15 protein-coding genes are annotated in these 18878 nt (G+C 38.0%); 13 read left to right on the forward strand and 2 right to left on the reverse strand.

The genetic code is table 11. From position 1 onward, the window contains the following. Nucleotides 1-332 precede the first annotated feature (332 nt). A complete protein-coding gene (locus tag HHO41_RS08760; RefSeq protein WP_169097567.1) occupies nt 333-1547 on the reverse strand; it encodes an MFS transporter in 1215 nt (404 codons plus the stop codon). Nucleotides 1548-2297: 750 nt separating this feature from the next. Here HHO41_RS08760 and HHO41_RS08765 point away from each other — a divergent pair. Next, nucleotides 2298-2501: a hypothetical protein gene (locus HHO41_RS08765; protein ID WP_169097569.1), complete on the forward strand. Its 204-nt coding sequence runs from the start codon at nt 2298-2300 to the stop codon at nt 2499-2501. A gap of 83 nt (nt 2502-2584) precedes the next feature. Here HHO41_RS08765 and pabB read toward each other — a convergent pair whose 3' ends face one another. After that, on the reverse strand, nt 2585-4339 hold the full coding sequence (pabB, locus tag HHO41_RS08770; protein WP_169097571.1) for an aminodeoxychorismate synthase component I: 1755 nt from the start codon (nt 4337-4339) through the stop codon (nt 2585-2587). A gap of 187 nt (nt 4340-4526) precedes the next feature. On the opposite strand from pabB, the gene HHO41_RS08775 reads away from it, so the two are divergent. The 12 genes from HHO41_RS08775 (at nt 4527) to xylB (ending at nt 18860) form a co-directional block, all read left to right on the forward strand. After that, on the forward strand, nt 4527-5063 hold the full coding sequence (locus HHO41_RS08775; protein ID WP_169097573.1) for an HD domain-containing protein: 537 nt from the start codon (nt 4527-4529) through the stop codon (nt 5061-5063). A 126-nt stretch (nt 5064-5189) separates the two neighbouring features. Further along, nucleotides 5190-6365 (forward strand): TraB/GumN family protein, encoded by a 1176-nt coding sequence (locus HHO41_RS08780; RefSeq protein ID WP_169097575.1) that lies wholly within the window; start codon nt 5190-5192, stop codon nt 6363-6365. 445 nt (nt 6366-6810) lie between these two features. Continuing rightward, a complete protein-coding gene (locus HHO41_RS08785) occupies nt 6811-7773 on the forward strand; it encodes a sugar ABC transporter substrate-binding protein (protein WP_248278408.1) in 963 nt (320 codons plus the stop codon). A gap of 162 nt (nt 7774-7935) precedes the next feature. Continuing rightward, nucleotides 7936-9426: a sugar ABC transporter ATP-binding protein gene (locus tag HHO41_RS08790; protein WP_169097578.1), complete on the forward strand. Its 1491-nt coding sequence runs from the start codon at nt 7936-7938 to the stop codon at nt 9424-9426. Nucleotide 9427: 1 nt separating this feature from the next. Continuing rightward, on the forward strand, nt 9428-10429 hold the full coding sequence (locus HHO41_RS08795) for an ABC transporter permease (protein WP_169097580.1): 1002 nt from the start codon (nt 9428-9430) through the stop codon (nt 10427-10429). Nucleotides 10430-10443: 14 nt separating this feature from the next. Beyond that, the gene (locus HHO41_RS08800; protein WP_169097582.1) at nt 10444-11460 is read left to right on the forward strand and encodes a carbohydrate kinase family protein; all 1017 of its coding nucleotides are present in this window, start codon (nt 10444-10446) and stop codon (nt 11458-11460) included. Between the two features lie 10 nt (nt 11461-11470). Next, nucleotides 11471-12346, forward strand: coding sequence for a class II fructose-bisphosphate aldolase (locus HHO41_RS08805; protein ID WP_169097584.1), 876 nt, complete (start codon nt 11471-11473; stop codon nt 12344-12346). Nucleotides 12347-12379: 33 nt separating this feature from the next. Then, nucleotides 12380-12922 (forward strand): D-lyxose/D-mannose family sugar isomerase, encoded by a 543-nt coding sequence (locus HHO41_RS08810; protein WP_169097586.1) that lies wholly within the window; start codon nt 12380-12382, stop codon nt 12920-12922. Nucleotides 12923-12935: 13 nt separating this feature from the next. Next, nucleotides 12936-14612 carry a ribulokinase gene (locus HHO41_RS08815; protein WP_169097588.1) on the forward strand — a complete coding sequence of 559 codons (1677 nt, stop codon included), beginning with the start codon at nt 12936-12938 and terminating at the stop codon, nt 14610-14612. 31 nt (nt 14613-14643) lie between these two features. Continuing rightward, nucleotides 14644-16137: an L-arabinose isomerase gene (araA, locus tag HHO41_RS08820; RefSeq protein WP_169097591.1), complete on the forward strand. Its 1494-nt coding sequence runs from the start codon at nt 14644-14646 to the stop codon at nt 16135-16137. A 108-nt stretch (nt 16138-16245) separates the two neighbouring features. Continuing rightward, on the forward strand, nt 16246-17355 hold the full coding sequence (locus HHO41_RS08825; RefSeq protein WP_348981247.1) for a GntR family transcriptional regulator: 1110 nt from the start codon (nt 16246-16248) through the stop codon (nt 17353-17355). Between the two features lie 5 nt (nt 17356-17360). Beyond that, nucleotides 17361-18860 (forward strand): xylulokinase, encoded by a 1500-nt coding sequence (gene xylB / locus HHO41_RS08830; protein ID WP_169097595.1) that lies wholly within the window; start codon nt 17361-17363, stop codon nt 18858-18860. The last annotated feature ends 18 nt before the right edge of the window (nt 18861-18878 follow it).

Genomic DNA, 18878 nt, shown 5'->3' on the forward strand with positions numbered 1-18878 from the left:
GGTGATTCAATTACGAAAGAATTTGTTATCTACGAAAAAGTAGCGCCAATCATCCGGATTGGAGCTACATTCTCAGTATGCACTACGCAAAAGTAGCACCAATCACCCTCATTGGAGCTACATTTTCAGTATGTACTACGCAAAAGTAGCACCAATCACCCTCATTGGAGCTACATTTTCAGTATGTACTACGCAAAAATAGCACCAATCACCCTCATTGGAGCTACATTTTCAGTCTGCACTACGCAAAAGTAGCGCCAATCACCCTCATTGGAGCTACATTTTCACTATGTACTACGCAAAAGTAGCACCAATGAGCCTATCCAGGTATTTTAATCTGAGTCAGTTTCTAGTTGATTGTTATTTAATTCTCTTATTTTCGTTGATTTAACAAAAAATAATAATGTCATCGTAATCGCGAGTACTCCAAACAGAACACACATTTGTTGTAAGCCCATTAAATCAAGCAGAAAACCAGTTAATAGTAAAATGATTTGAAAAGTTACACGGTCCAACATATTACGGAACGAGAAAAATCGACCATGGTATTTTTTTGGAATTTTCGTTTGAAAAATCGTCGCAACAGTTGGAAAAAAACAACCAACGGAAAAGCCAAACAGTAAAAAAGCCATAATCGTTAGAGTCGGACTGATTGAAAAATAAAGCATTAATTGAGATAGGCCAATCAAAAAAGATGTAATAAACAGAATGGATAATGTTGAAATTTTTGCGATGATTCGATTGACGAAAAACGCACCAAGCATAAACGATACACCTTCAGCGGTATAAATCATTCCTTTTATTAATGAGCTATCCTGCAATTCGCTAATGTTAATCACGATTAAATTGAAGCCGCCTAAAAAGAGGGTCGGAACTAGTGTCAAAAGTAATGTCATATAGACGATTGGGCGTTCGACGATAATTGGAAATACATCCTTAAAGCTTGTATTAATCTGTAGTTTCTCTTTTGAAATATTACCCGTATGATCTTCATTTATATTTAAGAAGAAAGTAAGGATGAATAATACGATATATGCCACAAAGGACGCAGTGTAGACAACATATAATGGTACTATTACAAGCAAAAGTCCAGCCAATGCAGTACCGATGATTCTAGAAAGGGTTGAAACATTCATGTGAATGCCATTTAGACTTAGTAAATCCTGCTCTTTGACGATAAGTGGTAGTGCGGCCTGAAGTGCCGGAAAATAGAATGCAGCTGACGTTTGAAGTAGAATCAGGAAACCAACCATCCATATAATCGATCCAGTATATAAGGCAATGAACATAAACAGGACACTAATTACCCGAATGAAACCAGCAATCAGCATTACCCTTTTTTTACTAGAACGATCTGTCAGTCTACCCGCCAGTGGTCCCACTGCAATCCCTGCCAAAATTCCAGTTGCTAACAGCAAGGATTTTAAGAAATCAGAAGGTATCTTTGCTTGCATAAATTCCAAATTACCGATAATTCCTAACCATAATCCAAGTCCTGCAATGAATTCCCCTGATAGGATAATCCAAACATTTTTATCTCTTAACATCTCGGTGCCTCACATTCCTTGAATTCATACTTTTTCATTTTACAATATAAAAAGAATGAATGTTAGCAATACGATTTTTGATACTCTTAGAAAATTATCTCAAAAATCATACTCTGATATAGAAGGGAAAGGCCGAACTAAAATAATCTTAGAAAAAATAAAGGACACCTCCATAAAAATGAAGGTGTCATCCGAAATAGGTTTAGGGATGGTGCCTAAATCCAATTGAAACAATACATGAAACGCACTGCATGTGACATTTTTTATTTCCCTGTAGTATCAGCCCCACCTACGCTAAATACCATGATGACCACTTATGTCATCCCACCCACTTATTATTATAGTTGAAAACGCTTACAATATACAATGGTTTTTTCAGAAAATTTTAAAAAAGGTAACTAAAGTCCTAGTAGATAAACATTTGATTACTTACTTATATTAGTGTACTAAAGTTTTTAGCAAGTTTAAAATATTTTTACTTTCGACAAATTATTATATTAATATATTAGATTATGGTATTAAAACATTCTTATAAAAGGTTATTAATCTAGGAAAAGAAATTAATTAATATAGTAATATTATTTACAAGTTATCTCAATATTTCCATTTTTATTATACTCATTCACAGAAAATAATGTCTATGCTAATATGAAAAATATCTTGGGGCAGGTAAGATGGGGACTTGACCTTTAGGGGTATGGGTTCAAGTGGTCATGCATTGAAAATTTATCATAAAAGGGTGGTCATTCTATGCAATGTATGAATTTGGAAAGAGAACCGCTTCAATGTGAAAACATAAGCCTATTGATGGAGATTCTCGAACTAAAACAACGGTTAAGTGATTTGTACCGTCAAAGTGGACCGGGGAGCTCAAAATATATTTCACTTTCATTAAAACTGGATTTATTAATCCATGAGTATTTCGAAGAAAAAGCACGAGACCTACTTTTATAGGATCGTAAATCAGGCACTCTTCCTAATGATTTAGGGGAGTGCCTTAATAATTTGCATTAACACTATTCCGTTACTTGTTTAAGTTACAGTAATTCCACTTCCAGCCATTTACGTACACTATTGATAAACCAAATTGTTGTTGCATTTATAAGTTCGTTTTTGTAAATTACTTTCTCATGAATTTTACCGCTTTGAACCAGTGTATTTCGAAAAGTACCTCCTAGCAATCCAGATTCAACTGGCGGTGTCCAAAGCTTTCCACCCAACTCGACAACAATATTACCATTGGTAAATTCAGTTAATTCATCAGCTTCATTCCATAATAATACATCAAAGGCATGCTGAGGTTTTAGTCTCTGAAAGTTTGTGTATATGTCTCGGTAAGTGGTTTTGTGATATAAAAAGTGCTGGGACCTTTCTATAGGTTGCATGGCTAAAACAATTTTGATTGGTGTAGAAATAGGCTTGATTTTTTCTGTTTCAATTTTGAAACCTCCACTTTTTGACAGTAATAAACGTACTTTAAATTTCCCAATGGGATGCTTCCGCGCACAAGAAATTAACCCTTGTTTAACGTCATTGTTAATAAATGTGTAGCTAAAATAAGTGGCAGAGTCACCAAGACGGCGTAAATGCTGGTCTAATAAGAAATATTCCCCATCCTCTAATAGCAGACTTTCAAGCAAATCGAATTGTGGTGGATGCTCTTTAAGGAAACGGGCTTTGGTAAGGATTTCTTCATATTCTCCGGTTGTTGTTGAATCCCACGTAATTCCACCACCGACTCCATAAACAGCTTTGCTATTCTCCTCATCAATGATGACTGTTCGTATCGGAACATTGAAGATTGCTTCTTTTTCTGGGGTAAGATAGCCTATCGCACCACAGTACACTTCACGCGGAGATGTTTCCAGTTCAGAGATTATTGCCATCGTCGTAAGTTTCGGAGCACCAGTAATCGAACCGCATGGGAAAATTGCTTTAAAAATATCAATAAGTCCTCGATTTTCTGCAACAGTTGCACATATTGTGGAAGTCATTTGATGGAGAGTAGGGTACTTCTCGATTTCAAACAGTTTTGATACATTGACCGAGCCTGTCTCCGCAACCATACCTAAATCGTTCCGTAATAAATCAACAATCATAACATTTTCGGCACGGTTTTTCTTTGAATGAAACAAGGTATTTGAATTGAGTTCATCTTGTTCCAAAGTGTAACCACGCTGAATTGTACCTTTCATCGGCCGAGTAGTAATCATATTTCCGTTTAGGTGGAAAAAGAGCTCAGGAGACGCGGACAGAATTTTGTATTTACCGATATTGAGATACGCCGAGTAGTTTGAGGCTTGTCCGTGTTTTAATTTTTCATAAAAAGCTAAATCATCCCCAGCAAAGTCCGCTTCTAAACGAATGGTGAAATTGGTTTGATACGTTTCTCCTTGTTCGATTGCATTTTTTATGGCCTGAATCGAATAATGATATTCCTCTTTTGAAACAGTAGATTTCCAATGAGATAGTGTATAAGATCCATGGCTTTTAACAGTGTCTTTGATTGGTTCATCATATATGCCAAACCATAGCAGTGGCATTTTGTGGCCTGCTTTTACCTTCATACCTTGTTGAAATGCCGGTGCACTTTCATATGATAAAAAACCAGCAGCGTAATAACCTTTTTCGACTTCAGCTTGTACACTATTTAAGCAAGGAATTACTTCATCTACGGTGTAAGCTTCGAAAATATAAACTGGATTAATAAACGTTAGTGGTTGTTTTTGTCCAGTTGAAGTAGCAAACTCAAAAGATAGTAATGGTAGTTGTTCTGAAATTGATGGTTCCATTTTTAGTTTCCTTTTCTCGTAAAATTAATCATTACTCTAGATTTAAGCAAAATTACTGCAGAAATTCAATCAATTGAGTAAAACCATTCAAATCGGATGAAAATGATTCATTTTGAGACTATGTAGCAGCTTCCTGTTACTATAATTAAGATAATCGTACTGAGTAAAATAAAGGAGAGGTTATGAGATGGATTTAATTGATAAGGCATTACAAATAGCTAGCATCGCTCATGAGCATCAATATCGCAAGGGAACAAAAATCCCATATATTACACATCCTATAGCTGTGGGCATGATATTATTGAAAGCGGGCTACGGTGATGAGGTGGTCGCTGCAGGGATATTACATGACACAATTGAGGATACCAATGTTTCCGTAGATGAAATTGAAGCGGAGTTTGGCAAAACAATTGCAGAGATTGTTATGGGCTGCTCAGAGCCAGATAAATCTCTATCCTGGCATGAAAGAAAGGTGCATACGATACAATTTTTGAAAACAGCTTCACCGAATGTTCGTGCTGTTGCATGTGCAGACAAGTTGCATAATGTTCGCTCAATCATTGATGACATTGAGCGGGAAGGTGAAACCGTATGGACACGTTTTAATGCGGGGAAGGAACAGCAGGATTGGTACTATCAAAGTCTGGTTGATAGTATGGGGAATTCTGAAACTTTCCCTTTATTAAAAGAATTACAAAAAGCAGTTACTGAACTCTTCCAATAAAAATAAAAACAATTTAAGAACACAGACATCGATTTAGGTATTTCGACACCAAATTAATGTATAATAGAAAAAATAAACAACAATTGTTTCTATTTAGAAATAGAAAGCTATAAAGGAAGGTAACACATGTCTGTTGAAAATGAAAACATAACTAGAATCGAGCTTGACGGCAAAGAATTTATCTTAATTGGTACTGCTCATGTTTCAAAAAACAGCGCAGAGCTCGTCAAAGAAGTAATTGAAGCGGAACAACCTGACTCCGTTTGCGTCGAACTGGATGAACAGCGATATCAATCCATTGTTGACGGAAACAAGTGGAAGGACACTGACATTTTTAAAGTCATCAAAGAAAAGAAAGCTCCGTTATTATTAATGAATCTTGCTTTATCTTCCTTTCAAAAACGAATTGCTAATCAATTTGGAATTAATGCTGGTCAAGAAATGATTCAAGGTATTCAATCAGCGAAAGATACGGGTGCAGAACTCGTTTTAGCAGACCGAAATATTCAAACAACCTTTTCAAGAATTTGGGGTAACGTCGGATTTAAAGGCAAAATGATGTTACTTGCTCAAGTCATCGCCAGTGTCTTTAGTAACGAAAAAATTACTGAAGAAGAACTGGAAAAAATGAAAAACCAAGATACGATTAATGCAGTTTTAAGTGAATTCACGGAAGCATTCCCGCGATTGAAAAAGCCCTTAATCGACGAACGAGATCAATACTTATCTCAAAAAATTAAAGAAGCTAAAGGTCCAAAGGTTGTCGCTGTGCTTGGAGCAGCCCATGTACCAGGGATTAAAGAGGAAATCAAACAGGATCACGATTTAAGGCAACTCAATGAACTCCCGGCAAAGTCAAGTTTTCCGAAATACATTGGTTGGCTTATTCCAATCATCATTATCTCAATGATAGTCTATACTTTTGTGACGAATCCTGAGGTGGGGATGCAACAAACGATGAGTTGGATCCTTTTCCATGGAACGTTCTCAGCGCTTGGTACTGCGTTAGCCTTTGGTCATCCGCTTGCTATATTAACAGCATTTGTCGCAGCACCAATCACAGCCCTAGATCCAATTACCGCCGCTGGATGGTTTGCTGGAATTGTACAGGCATATTTTAGTCGCCCGAGTGTTCGAGATTTTGAAAACTTGGCAGAGGATGTGTTTAGCTTTAAGGGGTTCTGGCACAACAAAGTAACTAGGGTATTACTAGTTGTTGTATTCGCAAATCTTGGCAGCTCGTTAGGTACGTTTATTGGGGCTGCAGATGTTGTGCGCTTATTCCTAAAAAACTTTATTTGAATACAATATGCAATATAAAAAGGAGCGGGTAATCCGCTTCTTTTTTGTGCTTATAGAATCATAAATATTTATTATGTTGATATAATTATACGGACAAATAATTCAGGATAATAATTAATAAAATGAAAATTAAAGTGATTTATATCGCTTTAATTCAGGGGTTTTTACGTTGTTTATAAGAAATATATGCTGATAAGTTCGTCTGAATTGTGACAAATACAATATATTTAAATAATTCTATTGTCAACTTATACGTACATATATATAATGTGCTTGTGAACCTGATAATGTTACACTATTTAGAAATTAACGGCATAATAGTATGTCACTTTTAAATAGTGTAAACGCTTTATGCTCGTTATTTAAACTCATTAGGTTATCGATATTAAATCACGACTCTGTGATTCTAATATAAAAATTACAAATGGTTAGAGGGGGCAGTACATTGAAAAAATTTATTTCTTTAATGTTGGTTGCAGTCCTGATGTTGGGATTAGCTGCGTGTAACGGGAAAGAAAATGCCAAAAGTCCTGGTGAGAAGAAAGCCAAGGATGATCAAATTGTCTTTGGGTATACATCAATGACCCAAAACAATCCTTTCTTCCAAATCCTTGAAGAGTCTATTCGTAAGGAAGTTGAAGCAAATGGCGACAAACTTATTACAACCAATCCGGCTATGGACGTTGCACTGCAAATTAACCAAATTGAAGATATGATTTCTCAAGGAATTGATGCCATTTTCTTAAACCCAGTTGATTGGGAAGGAATTCGCCCAGCTCTTGTTATGCTTGAAGAAGCAGGAATTCCAATTATCAACTATGACACAGAAGTAAAAGATTTTGATTATGTGACTGCATATGTAGGTTCCGATAACAAAAATGCAGGTCGTGTTTGTGGTCAAGACCTTGTAAAAAGATTTCCTGATGGTGGAGAAATTGTCATCTTAGATAGCCCAACAATGAATTCAGTCAATGATAGAATCGCTGGATTTGAGGAAGCGATCAAAGGGTCAAAACTTAAAGTTGTTGCACAACAAGATGCAAAAGGCGATTTAGAAACAGCACTTGATTTAACTGAGGATATCCTTCAAGCACATCAAAATGTAATCGCCATAATGGGCGGAAATGACCCTACTGCATTAGGTGCTTTAGCTGCTGCAAAAGCTGCTAACAAAACAGATATTGCTATTTACGGTGTAGACGGATCTCCAGATGCGAAAGCCGCAATCGCTGAAGGTGGAATGTTTGTTGGATCAGGTGCACAATCACCAATCCAAATAGGTGTTAAATCAGTTGAAGTGGCCTACAAAGTATTAAATAAAGAGAAATACGAAAAGAGAACGCCAGTAGAAACATTCCTCATTAACAAAGATAATGTAGCTGAATATGGCACAGATGGATGGCAATAATATTTTATTCATAATGGTTTAGATTATAGTGGGTGGCTCAATACATAGGTTTTCTGCTAAGACTTACATTTCATAGTGAGAAACAACTCACTGCTGGAAATGCAAGTTCAATTAGGGCAAAACACATATGAGTCACCCTTTATATTTAACGAGGTGGAGAATATGAGCGGCAAACTGTTGGAAATGAGTGGTGTTAATAAACGATTCCCTGGTGTTTATGCTTTAAAGGGAGTCGATTTTGAACTGGAGCGCGCAGAAGTTCATGCGCTTTTAGGTGAGAATGGTGCTGGGAAGTCGACGCTCATGAAAATATTAAGTGGCATTTACAGCATCGACGAAGGAAAAATTTTCATCGAAGGACAGGAAGTGCAAATCAACGGAGTTAAGGATGCTCAAAAACATGGGATTAGTATTATCCACCAAGAAATTTGTTTAGTCCCTTATTTATCAATTGCCGAAAATATTTACTTAGGTCGAGAGCCTGTTACTAAAACAGGATTAATTGACAAATATACAATGGATGACAATGCCCAGCAGTTTTTAAATGATTTTGGACTTGCTTTATCATCGAGAACACTCATCAAAGAACTTAATGTTGCCCAGCAACAAATGATTGAAATTATTAAAGCGGTTTCATTTCATTCTAAAATCATTGTGATGGACGAACCAACCTCTTCATTAACCGAAAAAGAGGTTCAATTTTTATTTAGTACGATCCGAAATTTAAAAGCGCAGGGCGTTGGAATGGTTTATATTTCACACAGAATGAATGAATTATTTGAGATATCAGACCGAATTACCGTTCTCCGGGATGGTGCTTATATTGGAACGGTCAAAACAAAAGAAACTACACATGAAAAATTGATTGCGATGATGGTTGGGCGCGAACTAACGAACTATTATGTAAGAGACTTTACTACTGCAGGTGAATCCATCCTTAAGGTGAAGAACTTAACCCGAAAAGGTGTTTTGGAAAATGCTAGTTTTGAACTAAGGAAAGGTGAAATCCTTGGTTTTGCAGGATTAGTCGGAGCAGGAAGATCAGAATTGATGAAATGTATTTTTGGACTAGATCCATTTGAAAAAGGAGAAATTTTTGTAAATGGTGAAAAGGCAAAAATAAAAAATCCAAATGATGCGATGAAAAATGGAATTGCCTACGTAACGGAGAATCGAAAAGAAGAAGGCTTATTTTTAATTCAGTCTGTTCGATACAACACAACCATTAAAATCTTGGACAAATTTATGAAGTTTTTCCGAGTCGATTCTAAAATTGAAAATAATGAAACCAATAATTATATAAAGGAATTGTCAATCAAAACACCTAGCGCTGATCAAGAAGTTGGTAATTTAAGCGGTGGAAATCAGCAAAAGGTTTTAATTTCCAGATGGTTAGCAACTAAACCGCGCGTATTAATTCTTGATGAGCCGACCCGAGGTGTCGATGTTGGTGCAAAAGCGGAAATCTATACGATTATGAACCAATTAGTAAAAGAGGGTGTTTCAATTATCATGATTAGTTCGGAGCTGCCTGAAGTTATTAATATGAGCGACCGAGTTGCGGTTATGTGTAAAGGGAAAATCCAAAGTATTTTAAATAAAGACCGCTTTAGTCAAGAAGCAATTATGCATTACGCTACTGGGGGTAATTAATATGGCTCAAGCTATTAGTTTAACAGAAAAAAAGCATAGCGGATTTGTTCAAAATGTCGGTATTGGGATTAAAGATTTTGTGCGTCATAATTTGGGGATTATGTTAGGTCTAATAGTTTTGTGTATTGTCATTTCGGTTATTAACCCTAATTTTTTGACCTCTAACAATCTCCTAAATGTATTGCGACAAACATCTACAAACCTATATTTAGCTCTTGCGATGACGATGATCATTATTTTGGGTGGCATTGACCTATCAGTTGGTTCGATTATGGCCGTTGTGGGGGTTGTGACAACCGCCCTTATTGCTCAATTCGGAGCACCCGTTTATCTTGCAGTAGCCGCTGGATTTGCAGTCGGTATTCTAGTAGGAGCGATGAACGGTTATGTCGTTGCGACAACTGTTATTCCTCCGTTTATTGTGACTTTGGCGACGATGAATATTGCCCGTGGTGCAGCTTACGTTTTAACTGATGGTAAGCCGGTTCGTGTAATGTCTGACTCATTTAACTATCTTGGTTCTGGCTATCTTGGTGGCGTCATTCCAATGCCAGTCGTGTACTTACTTATTATCCTGTTAATTTGTTATTTAATAATGAACAAAACAAAGCTAGGCCGTTACATGTATGCAGTAGGTGGAAATGCTGAGGCGGCAAAATTCGCCGGAATTAATATTAAGAAGGTAAAATTTTTCGCTTACACTTTTAGTGGATTAATGGCATCTGTAGCAGGGATTGTGCTAGCTTCACGGATGTTCTCTGGGCAACCTACTGCAGGGAACGGAGCAGAATTAGATGCAATTGCCGCGGTTGTATTAGGCGGAACTAGTATGACCGGTGGTTCCGGTAAAATTGGCGGGACGGTAATCGGTGCACTTATTATTGGAATTTTAAGTAACGGCCTAAACCTGATGGGAGTTAGTTCGTTTTGGCAATATATCGTCAAAGGAATTGTTATTCTAGTTGCAGTTTATGCTGATGTGATTAAAAAACGTAAAGCATAAAAGTGGGTGATTTTTTGGAACCGGGAATTGCAATCGCCGGAACTATTGCAGTTGATGAAATCAAACAAATAGCAAAATTTCCTCATTCCTCTGAACTGACAACCATTCAAAGTGTAAGCCGCTCTATCGGCGGGGCAGTCTCTAATTGTTCAGTCGCCTTGTCAAAAATTGACCCGAATTTACAGGTTGAGGTGATTACACTTATTGGTGCTGATGACAAAGGTTTATTTTTAAATGAAAGATTGGGAAGCTATCAAAATATCGATTTAAGTCAGGTAAAAATCGTTGGAGAAACACCTTTTACTGATGTTTACCAAGACGTTACAGACCATAGTCGGACATTTTTTACTTTCCGCGGGAATTCGCGTTTTTTTGATGAGAATTCGATAGACTTTACTAAGTTAAACGCAAAAATACTACATATTGCCTATATTCTGCTGCTGGATGGTCTTGACCAACTAGATCCTGTGTATGGAACGAAGTTAGCAAAAGTATTATGTCATGCGCAAGATAAAGGTATCAAGACTTCGATTGATATTGTGAGCGAAAATAGTAATCGATATCAACAACTTGTACCACCAAGTTTAAAATACACAAATTATTGCGTCATTAACGAGCTTGAAGCTGGTAAAACCGTGGGGATTAGTTTAAGAGACGGTGCAGGTAAGCTTAATAATCAATATATTAAACAGGTTCTCTATAAACTTATGGATTTTGGCGTCGAAGACTGGGTCGTGATTCATACACCAGAGGGAAGCTTTGGGTTTGATGGCAAATCTGTATATAGTGTTCCATCAATATTATTATCAAATAAAATGATAAAGGGAACAGTTGGTGCAGGTGATGCTTATGTTTCAGGTGTATTATATGGTGCGCTTAAAGAGATGGATCTTGAGAGCGCAATGAAGCTTGGCACGGCTGCAGCTGCTTCGTCTTTGTTTGCAGAAGACAGTACCTCTGGGATAAAGCAATATGATGAACTCATATCGATGTACAACGACTACCAAAAACGAGAACCAATCGAAATATAGGGAGGAAGCCATGTTAGTTTCTTTGAACGAATTGTTACATAATGCACAAGCAGGCAATTATGCAGTTGGAGCGTTTAATTGTCCGACGTTGGAGTCTGTAAGAGCCGTGATTGAAGCTGCTGAGGAATTGCAGGTATCTGTTATTTTATCCCATGCTGAGGTCCATAATGATTTAGTTCCAATTGAAATTATCGGGCCGATTTTGGTTGATTTTGCCAAGAGAGCTAGTATTCCTGTTGCTGTCCATCTTGATCATGGCTCTAATTTAGACATAGTAAAAACAGCTATTGGTTTAGGGTTTAGCTCGGTGATGATCGATGCTTCACATCTAAACTATGAGGATAATATCAAAATTGTGAAGGAAGTAGTGGCATATGCTCAAGCGCGCAAGGTTTCTGTAGAGGCTGAATTAGGGGTCATGACCTCTTCGGGACTAGGTGGTGAAGATACGGAACGCTCCGAAGTAGTAGAAGTGGGTGATTTGTACACGGATCCGCTTATTGCCAAAGATTTTGTAGAAAGAACTGGGACGGATGCATTGGCAGCTTCATTTGGCACTGTTCATGGAATTTATATGACAGAACCTAAATTGGATTTTGAACGGCTGCGAGCTATTCATAAAAATATTAAAAGACCGGTTGTCATGCACGGAGGGTCCGGATTAAGCGAAGCAGATTATCGTTCAGCCATCAATAATGGTGTGAGAAAAATAAATTATTATAGCTATTCTGCACTCGCTGGTGCAAAGGCAGTGAAGGATTTTATCGAACAAAACGAAAAGTATTTCTATCACGACATAACGACCGTTGCCAAAATTGCGATGAAAAAAGATGTTAAAAAAGCAATGGAAATCTTTCAAAACAACAAAATCAATGTTCATGGTTGATTTGAAAACCTCAGATGATAGGAGTGGTTCAATATGAATTTAAATGATGATCAAAGAATGAGAGCGCGAGCAATTGAATTATTTTTTAAAGCAAATATTATTGTGACAGAAAAGGAACAGGAAAACATTGAGGTTGCTGACTTCGGTTTGAACCATGTTGAAGAAACGGGTTTGCAACTAATTACTTATGTGAACACTGACAAAGTTTGTGCCAAAGAGCTTGCTCTCATCCCACACCAAACTTGTCCGGAACACCGCCATCCAAAACGAGCTTTTGATGAAGGAAAAGAAGAAACGTTTCGCTGCAGATATGGAACTGTGTATTTATTTGTAGAAGGTGAACCAACGCCAAATCGAAAAGTGGAACCACCACGTGGCGACGAGAAATATTACACTGCATACAAGGAAATTGTTTTACATGCGGGAGATCAATACACTATTCATCCTAACACACTTCATTGGTTTAAAGCAGGGAGTGAAGGTGCAGTAGTTTCAGAATTTTCAACCAGAAGTACAGATGAAGAAGATATCTTTACCGATGTTAGAATTAAACGGATCCCAGTCATCGATGTGTAGGGGGGAAACCGGGATGACAAAATACACGATCGGAATTGATTATGGGACTCAATCAGGACGGGCAGTTTTGGTATCTCTTGTTGATGGTAGGGAAATTTGTGATCATGTTACTCTTTATCGTCACGGTGTGATTGATAGGGTGTTACCAGACACGGACATTCAGTTAGGCCATGAATGGGCGCTTCAGCATCCAAATGATTATCTTGACGTATTGAAATTCTCAGTTCCGGCTGTATTGAATGAATCTGGTATCAACCCTCTAGATGTAATTGGAATTGGGATTGATTTTACAGCATGTACGATGTTGCCTGTGAACGAATTAAATGTTCCATTATGTATATTGGAGGAATATAGAAGAAATCCACATAGTTGGGTAAAGCTATGGAAACATCATGCTGCACAACCAGAAGCGAATAAACTTAATGAAATTGCAGCACGGCGAGGAGAACGATTTTTACAAAGGTATGGTGGAAAAATCTCATCAGAATGGATGATTGCCAAGGTATGGCAAATCTTAAATGAGGCACCAGATATTTATGAAGTAACAGATAAGTTTGTTGAGGCGACTGATTGGGTCATATCGCAATTAACAGGGGTCTTGTTGCGAAATAGTTGCACAGCAGGCTATAAAGCAATTTGGCATAAACAGGAGGGCTACCCAAGCGAAGCGTTTTTCCAAGCTTTAGATTCGCGTCTAGGGAATTTTCGCACGACGAAGCTCAGAGGCGATGTTGTCCCATTAGGAACAAAAGCAGGATCGCTAACAATCGAAATGGCTCAGATGATGGGTCTTCCAGCAGGGATCTCAGTTGCCGTTGGTAATGTAGATGCTCATGCTGCTGTACCTGCAGTAGGAGTAGTAGAGCCGGGGAAATTAGTAATGGCAATGGGTACTTCGATTTGTCATATGGTTCTCGGACAAGTAGAACGTGAAGTTGAAGGGATGTGTGGTGTTGTTGAGGACGGAATCATCCCTGGATTATTTGGCTATGAAGCAGGACAATCTGCGGTGGGTGATATATTTGCATGGTTTGTTGAAGAAGCTGTGCCTGAGTATGCAAAAGTTGAAGCAAAACGCCACAACTTGTCCGTACATCAGTATTTAGAACATAAAGCTTCCCAGTATAAGCCTGGTGAAACGGGATTACTTGCTTTGGATTGGTGGAATGGTAATCGCTCTGTTTTAGTCGACACTCAGTTAAGTGGAATGTTATTAGGAATGTCACTGCATACGAAACCAGAAGAAGTATATCGAGCTTTACTTGAAGCGACAGCATTCGGTACAAGAATGATCGTCGATTCTTTTAACCAAAATGGAATCTTGATTAACGAACTATATGCGTGTGGAGGTTTACCACAAAAAAATCGGTTGCTCATGCAGATATTTTCTGATGTAACAAATTTGCCTATCAAAATTGCTGCGTCAAAGCAAACACCAGCCCTCGGTGCAGCAATGTTTGCTGCAGTAGCAGCAGGAAAAGCAACAGGGGGATATAACACCATTTTAGAGGCAGCTAGGAAGATGGCTCGTGTAAAGGATGATGTGATTAAACCCATCGCTGAAAATGCTGTAATCTATGATAAACTATTTGCGGAATACAAAAGATTACATGATTATTTCGGTCGAGGTGAAAATGATGTAATGAAGGTGCTAATGTCCCTTCGAAAATCGGCACCTGAACCTGAATAATGACATTTCTTCGAGACATTGGGAGGTTCACATGATACGCGTAAAGCCATATCAGTTTTGGTTTGTTACCGGTAGTCAGCAGCTTTATGGTGAAGATGTTTTGAGTGAGGTAGAAATTAATTCAAAAGTGATTGTCGAAACATTAAACAAAAATGGACATCTTCCCTATAACTTGGTGTTTAAAGGTGTGTTAACCAACGCAAAAGAAGTTGACCAACTCATTCTCACTGCAAATTATCATGAAGAATGTGCGGGGTTGGTTACTTGGATGCACACATTTTCACCAGGGAAAATGTGGATTACTGGTTTGTCAAAACTACAAAAACCGTTGCTTCACTTCCATACTCAGTTTATTCGGGATATTCCTTGGGATTCAATTGATATGGACTATATGAATTTACACCAATCAGCACATGGTGATCGTGAATATGGCTATACTGTTACTCGTTTAATGCTGCCTAGGAAAGTGATTTTCGGTTATTGGGAGCAGGAGTTGACCCAGAAAAAGATGGGTGATTGGATGAAGACAGCAGTAGCTGTTTTTGAAAGCGGACACATTCGCGTAGCCCGATTCGGCGATATTATGCGAACTGTGGCTGTAACAGATGGAGATAAGTTAGAAGCGCACATTAAATTTGGCTGGACCTTAGATTACTATGGAATTGGTGATTTAGTCGATAAAATAAACACAATTTCCAAAACTCAGGTTGAAGAACTTTTTTATGAATATCAAAAGTTGTATGTAATGGATGAAGTGTATCTTCAGCCTGGCCCGCTTCAGGACTCGATTAAAGAACAGGCTCGAATCGAATTAGGATTAAGGGCATTTTTGGAGGAAGGCGACTATAACGCATTTACAACCAATTTCGAGGACTTGCATGGAATGAAACAATTACCGGGTCTGGCTGTTCAACGATTAATGGCTGAAGGTTACGGCTTCGCTGCAGAAGGTGATTGGAAGACGGCAGCACTGACACGTTTGATAAAAATATTAACTCATAACCAAAATACATCATTTATTGAAGATTATACATACCATTTAAATCCCGAAAATGAGATGACTTTGGGCTCTCATATGTTAGAGGTTTGCCCATCCATTGCTACAGAAACACCAAAACTTGTCGTACAGCCTTTAAGTATCGGTAATAAAGAAGACCCAGCAAGACTTATTTTTGACGGAAAATCAGGGTTAGGCTATGTGGTTTCGCTTGTAGACATGGGTGGACGCTTTCGACTGGTAGTGAATGAAATTATTGCGGTGCAATCCGAGGAGCTGACGCCAAACCTTCCAGTTGCTAAGGTATTCTGGAGGCCGATTCCATCTCTTACGACAGCAACTGAAGCCTGGATATATTCGGGTGGTTCTCATCATTCAGTGTTCTCATTATCGGTTACAAAAGATCAGCTGTTTGATTTTGCAGAGATGCTAGATATTGAATGTATAATCATAGATCAGGACACCGATATTAGGCAGCTAAGACAAGAATTAAAATTGAATGAAATGTATTGGAAAATAAGAAAATAGAAACCATTCCGGTCATTTAGTTAAGCATGGCATAATGTACTCTAATCGTTATACAATAGTTGTACGAATAAGCGAATGCTTACTAAAAGGACATCGAGGTGCAGGTTCGTGACAGAGACTAAATACAATAAAGTTAAAGGTTGGATTAGATCCAAAATACTAGATGGAACATACGTCCCTAATCAAAAAATCCTTTCTGAAAGTGAATTAATGAAGCTATTTAAAGTTAGCCGCCACACAGTTCGTATCGCCATCGGCGAACTAGTGAAAGAGGGCTGGCTTTATACCGAACGAGGTGCGGGTACATATTGTTCCAATCGAACAATTCATAAAGCAGAAAGTGCTGAAATTCCGCAAAAGAAGATTGCTATTATTACGACCTATATATCTGATTATATTTTTCCATCCATCATTAGGGGAGCCGAAGCAGAAATTAGCCAGGAAGGCTATCAGGTAAGTCTTTTTAGTACGAATAATGATCATGATCAAGAACGGCGGATATTAGAAGCAATCATCACCCAACGTTTTGATGGGGTTATTATTGAAGCAACTATGAGTGCTACACTTAATCCAAATATTAATTATTATTTACATCTTGAATCAATCGGAATTCCTTATATTATGATTAATGCTTTTTACGAAGAGCTTGAACCAATTAGCGTGGTGATTGATGATGAAAAGGGTGGTTATTTACAAACTGAGCATTTAATTAAGCTTGGTCATAAAAGGATTGCTGGATTTTTTAAAACGGATGATTTACAAGGCGTAAAGCGAATGAAGGGTTATATTAAAGCACTTAGAGACCATGGGCTATCAATTAATTCCAAGAATATTATTACATATTCCACCTCTGAGAAATTAACAAAACCTGCCGAATGTTTAAAAGCGATGCTTGATAGTGGGACAGAGCAACCGACTGGATTGGTTTGTTACAACGATGAGTTGGTCATGCGCTTGTTAGACATTTTAAGGCAAAAGGACATGAACATTCCAGAGGATATCTCCGTTGTCGGTTTTGACAATTCATTTCTAGCAGAAATAACAGAAGTCAAACTGACCACGATTGAACATCCTAAAAGCGAGTTAGGAAAAGTTGCGGCACAAAAGATTTTAGAAATCATAAAAAAAGGAAAAACATCAAAGCAGGCTAATCAACTGCAGTCGGTCGTATTTGATACAAGCTTGATAATAAGAAACTCTACCAAAGCGATAGGGTGATCACAGTGAAATATTGTATAGGGATAGACCTGGGGACTAGTTCGGTTAAAGTGATATTAGTAAATCAGAACGGTAAAATTTGTGGTGAAGTCTCCAAAACATATCCATTAATTCAGGACAAGCCAGGTTATAGTGAACAAAACCCCGAGGAATGGGTTAAAAAAACCGTAGCTGCGTTACAAGAATTATTTAAGGCGTCCACATTAGCTCCAAACCAAATAGAAGGGATTAGTTTTTCAGGACAAATGCATGGGTTGGTGTTGTTGGATGAAGCGCATCGAGTGCTCCGAAATGCAATTCTCTGGAATGATACAAGAACAACGGAACAGTGTGAAAAAATCAAACGGCTTGTTGGAACGAAAACATTATTAGAAATAACGAAAAATCCCGTTCTTGAAGGGTTTACTTTACCAAAAATCTTGTGGGTAAAGGAGCATGAGCCAAATGTTTTTGAGCAAGCTGCGCTCTTTTTATTACCAAAAGATTATTTAAGATATCGATTAACTGGAAAATTGCATAGTGAGTATTCAGATGCTGCGGGGACCCTCTTATTAGATGTAGCCGAAAAGCAATGGAGCAAGGAGATTTGTGATGCTGTAGGAGTTGATATTCGGCTTTGCCCGCCATTGGTCGAGTCGCATCACTGTGTTGGTACGATTACTAGACAAATAGCAGAACAAACCAGTTTATCTGTTGAGACTAAAGTGTTCGCAGGTGGAGCTGACAATGCATGTGGCGCAATAGGTTCAGGGGTATTAGAGGAAGGAAACACTTTGTGTAGCATTGGGACTTCAGGTGTCCTCCTATCCTATGAAAGTAGTTCACAACATGATTTTCAAGGGAAAGTACACTATTTTAATCATGGCAAACAAAATGCGTATTATACGATGGGTGTCACACTTGCAGCAGGCTTTGCATTAAGTTGGTTTAAAGATACGTTCGCAGCCCATGAGAATTTTTCTGATTTACTCGATGGAATCGAAGAAGTACCTGTTGGTGCTAACGGGTTACTGTTTACCCCTTATATCGTTGGGGAACGAACTCCACATGCCGATGCCCAGATTAGAGCAAGCTTTATCGGTATGGATTCTAGGCATAAAATGATTGATTTTGTTCGTGCTGTAATAGAAGGTATTACTTTTTCTTTAAATGAGAGCATCGAAATTTTTCGTGAAAGTGGGAAGAAGATTGATTCAATCATTTCCATTGGTGGTGGAGCGAAAAATGACGAATGGCTGCAAATTCAAGCAGATATCTTCAATGCGAAGATTCACAAGCTAGCTTCGGAGCAAGGTCCAGGAGTAGGCGCAGCAATAATCGCTGCCTACGGCTGTGGCTGGTACACATCTTTAAAGGAGTGTGTAGATTTGTTTTCGCATACCGTGAAAACGTTTGTACCAATGCCTGAGAATGTTGAAAAATATAAAAAGTTATTCTCACTCTATCAATTAATTTATCAGCAAACGAAAGATTTAAATAGAGAATTATATGCATTTAGATATTGAGAATTACAATGAATTGAA

This window comes from Bacillus sp. DNRA2, from assembly GCF_012843265.1.
In the GTDB taxonomy this organism is placed as follows: Bacteria; Bacillota; Bacilli; order Bacillales; family Cytobacillaceae; genus Bacillus_BU.

Excerpts from the sequence above, each read along its gene's own strand:
- HHO41_RS08760 (WP_169097567.1), bottom strand. The coding sequence starts at position 1,547 with ATGTTAAGAGATAAAAATGTTTGGATTATCCTATCAGGGGAATTCATT.
- HHO41_RS08765 (WP_169097569.1), top strand. The coding sequence starts at position 2,298 with ATGCAATGTATGAATTTGGAAAGAGAACCGCTTCAATGTGAAAACATA.
- pabB (WP_169097571.1), bottom strand. The coding sequence starts at position 4,339 with ATGGAACCATCAATTTCAGAACAACTACCATTACTATCTTTTGAGTTT.
- HHO41_RS08775 (WP_169097573.1), top strand. The coding sequence starts at position 4,527 with ATGGATTTAATTGATAAGGCATTACAAATAGCTAGCATCGCTCATGAG.
- HHO41_RS08780 (WP_169097575.1), top strand. The coding sequence starts at position 5,190 with ATGTCTGTTGAAAATGAAAACATAACTAGAATCGAGCTTGACGGCAAA.
- HHO41_RS08790 (WP_169097578.1), top strand. The coding sequence starts at position 7,936 with ATGAGCGGCAAACTGTTGGAAATGAGTGGTGTTAATAAACGATTCCCT.
- HHO41_RS08795 (WP_169097580.1), top strand. The coding sequence starts at position 9,428 with ATGGCTCAAGCTATTAGTTTAACAGAAAAAAAGCATAGCGGATTTGTT.
- HHO41_RS08805 (WP_169097584.1), top strand. The coding sequence starts at position 11,471 with ATGTTAGTTTCTTTGAACGAATTGTTACATAATGCACAAGCAGGCAAT.
- HHO41_RS08810 (WP_169097586.1), top strand. The coding sequence starts at position 12,380 with ATGAATTTAAATGATGATCAAAGAATGAGAGCGCGAGCAATTGAATTA.
- HHO41_RS08815 (WP_169097588.1), top strand. The coding sequence starts at position 12,936 with ATGACAAAATACACGATCGGAATTGATTATGGGACTCAATCAGGACGG.
- araA (WP_169097591.1), top strand. The coding sequence starts at position 14,644 with ATGATACGCGTAAAGCCATATCAGTTTTGGTTTGTTACCGGTAGTCAG.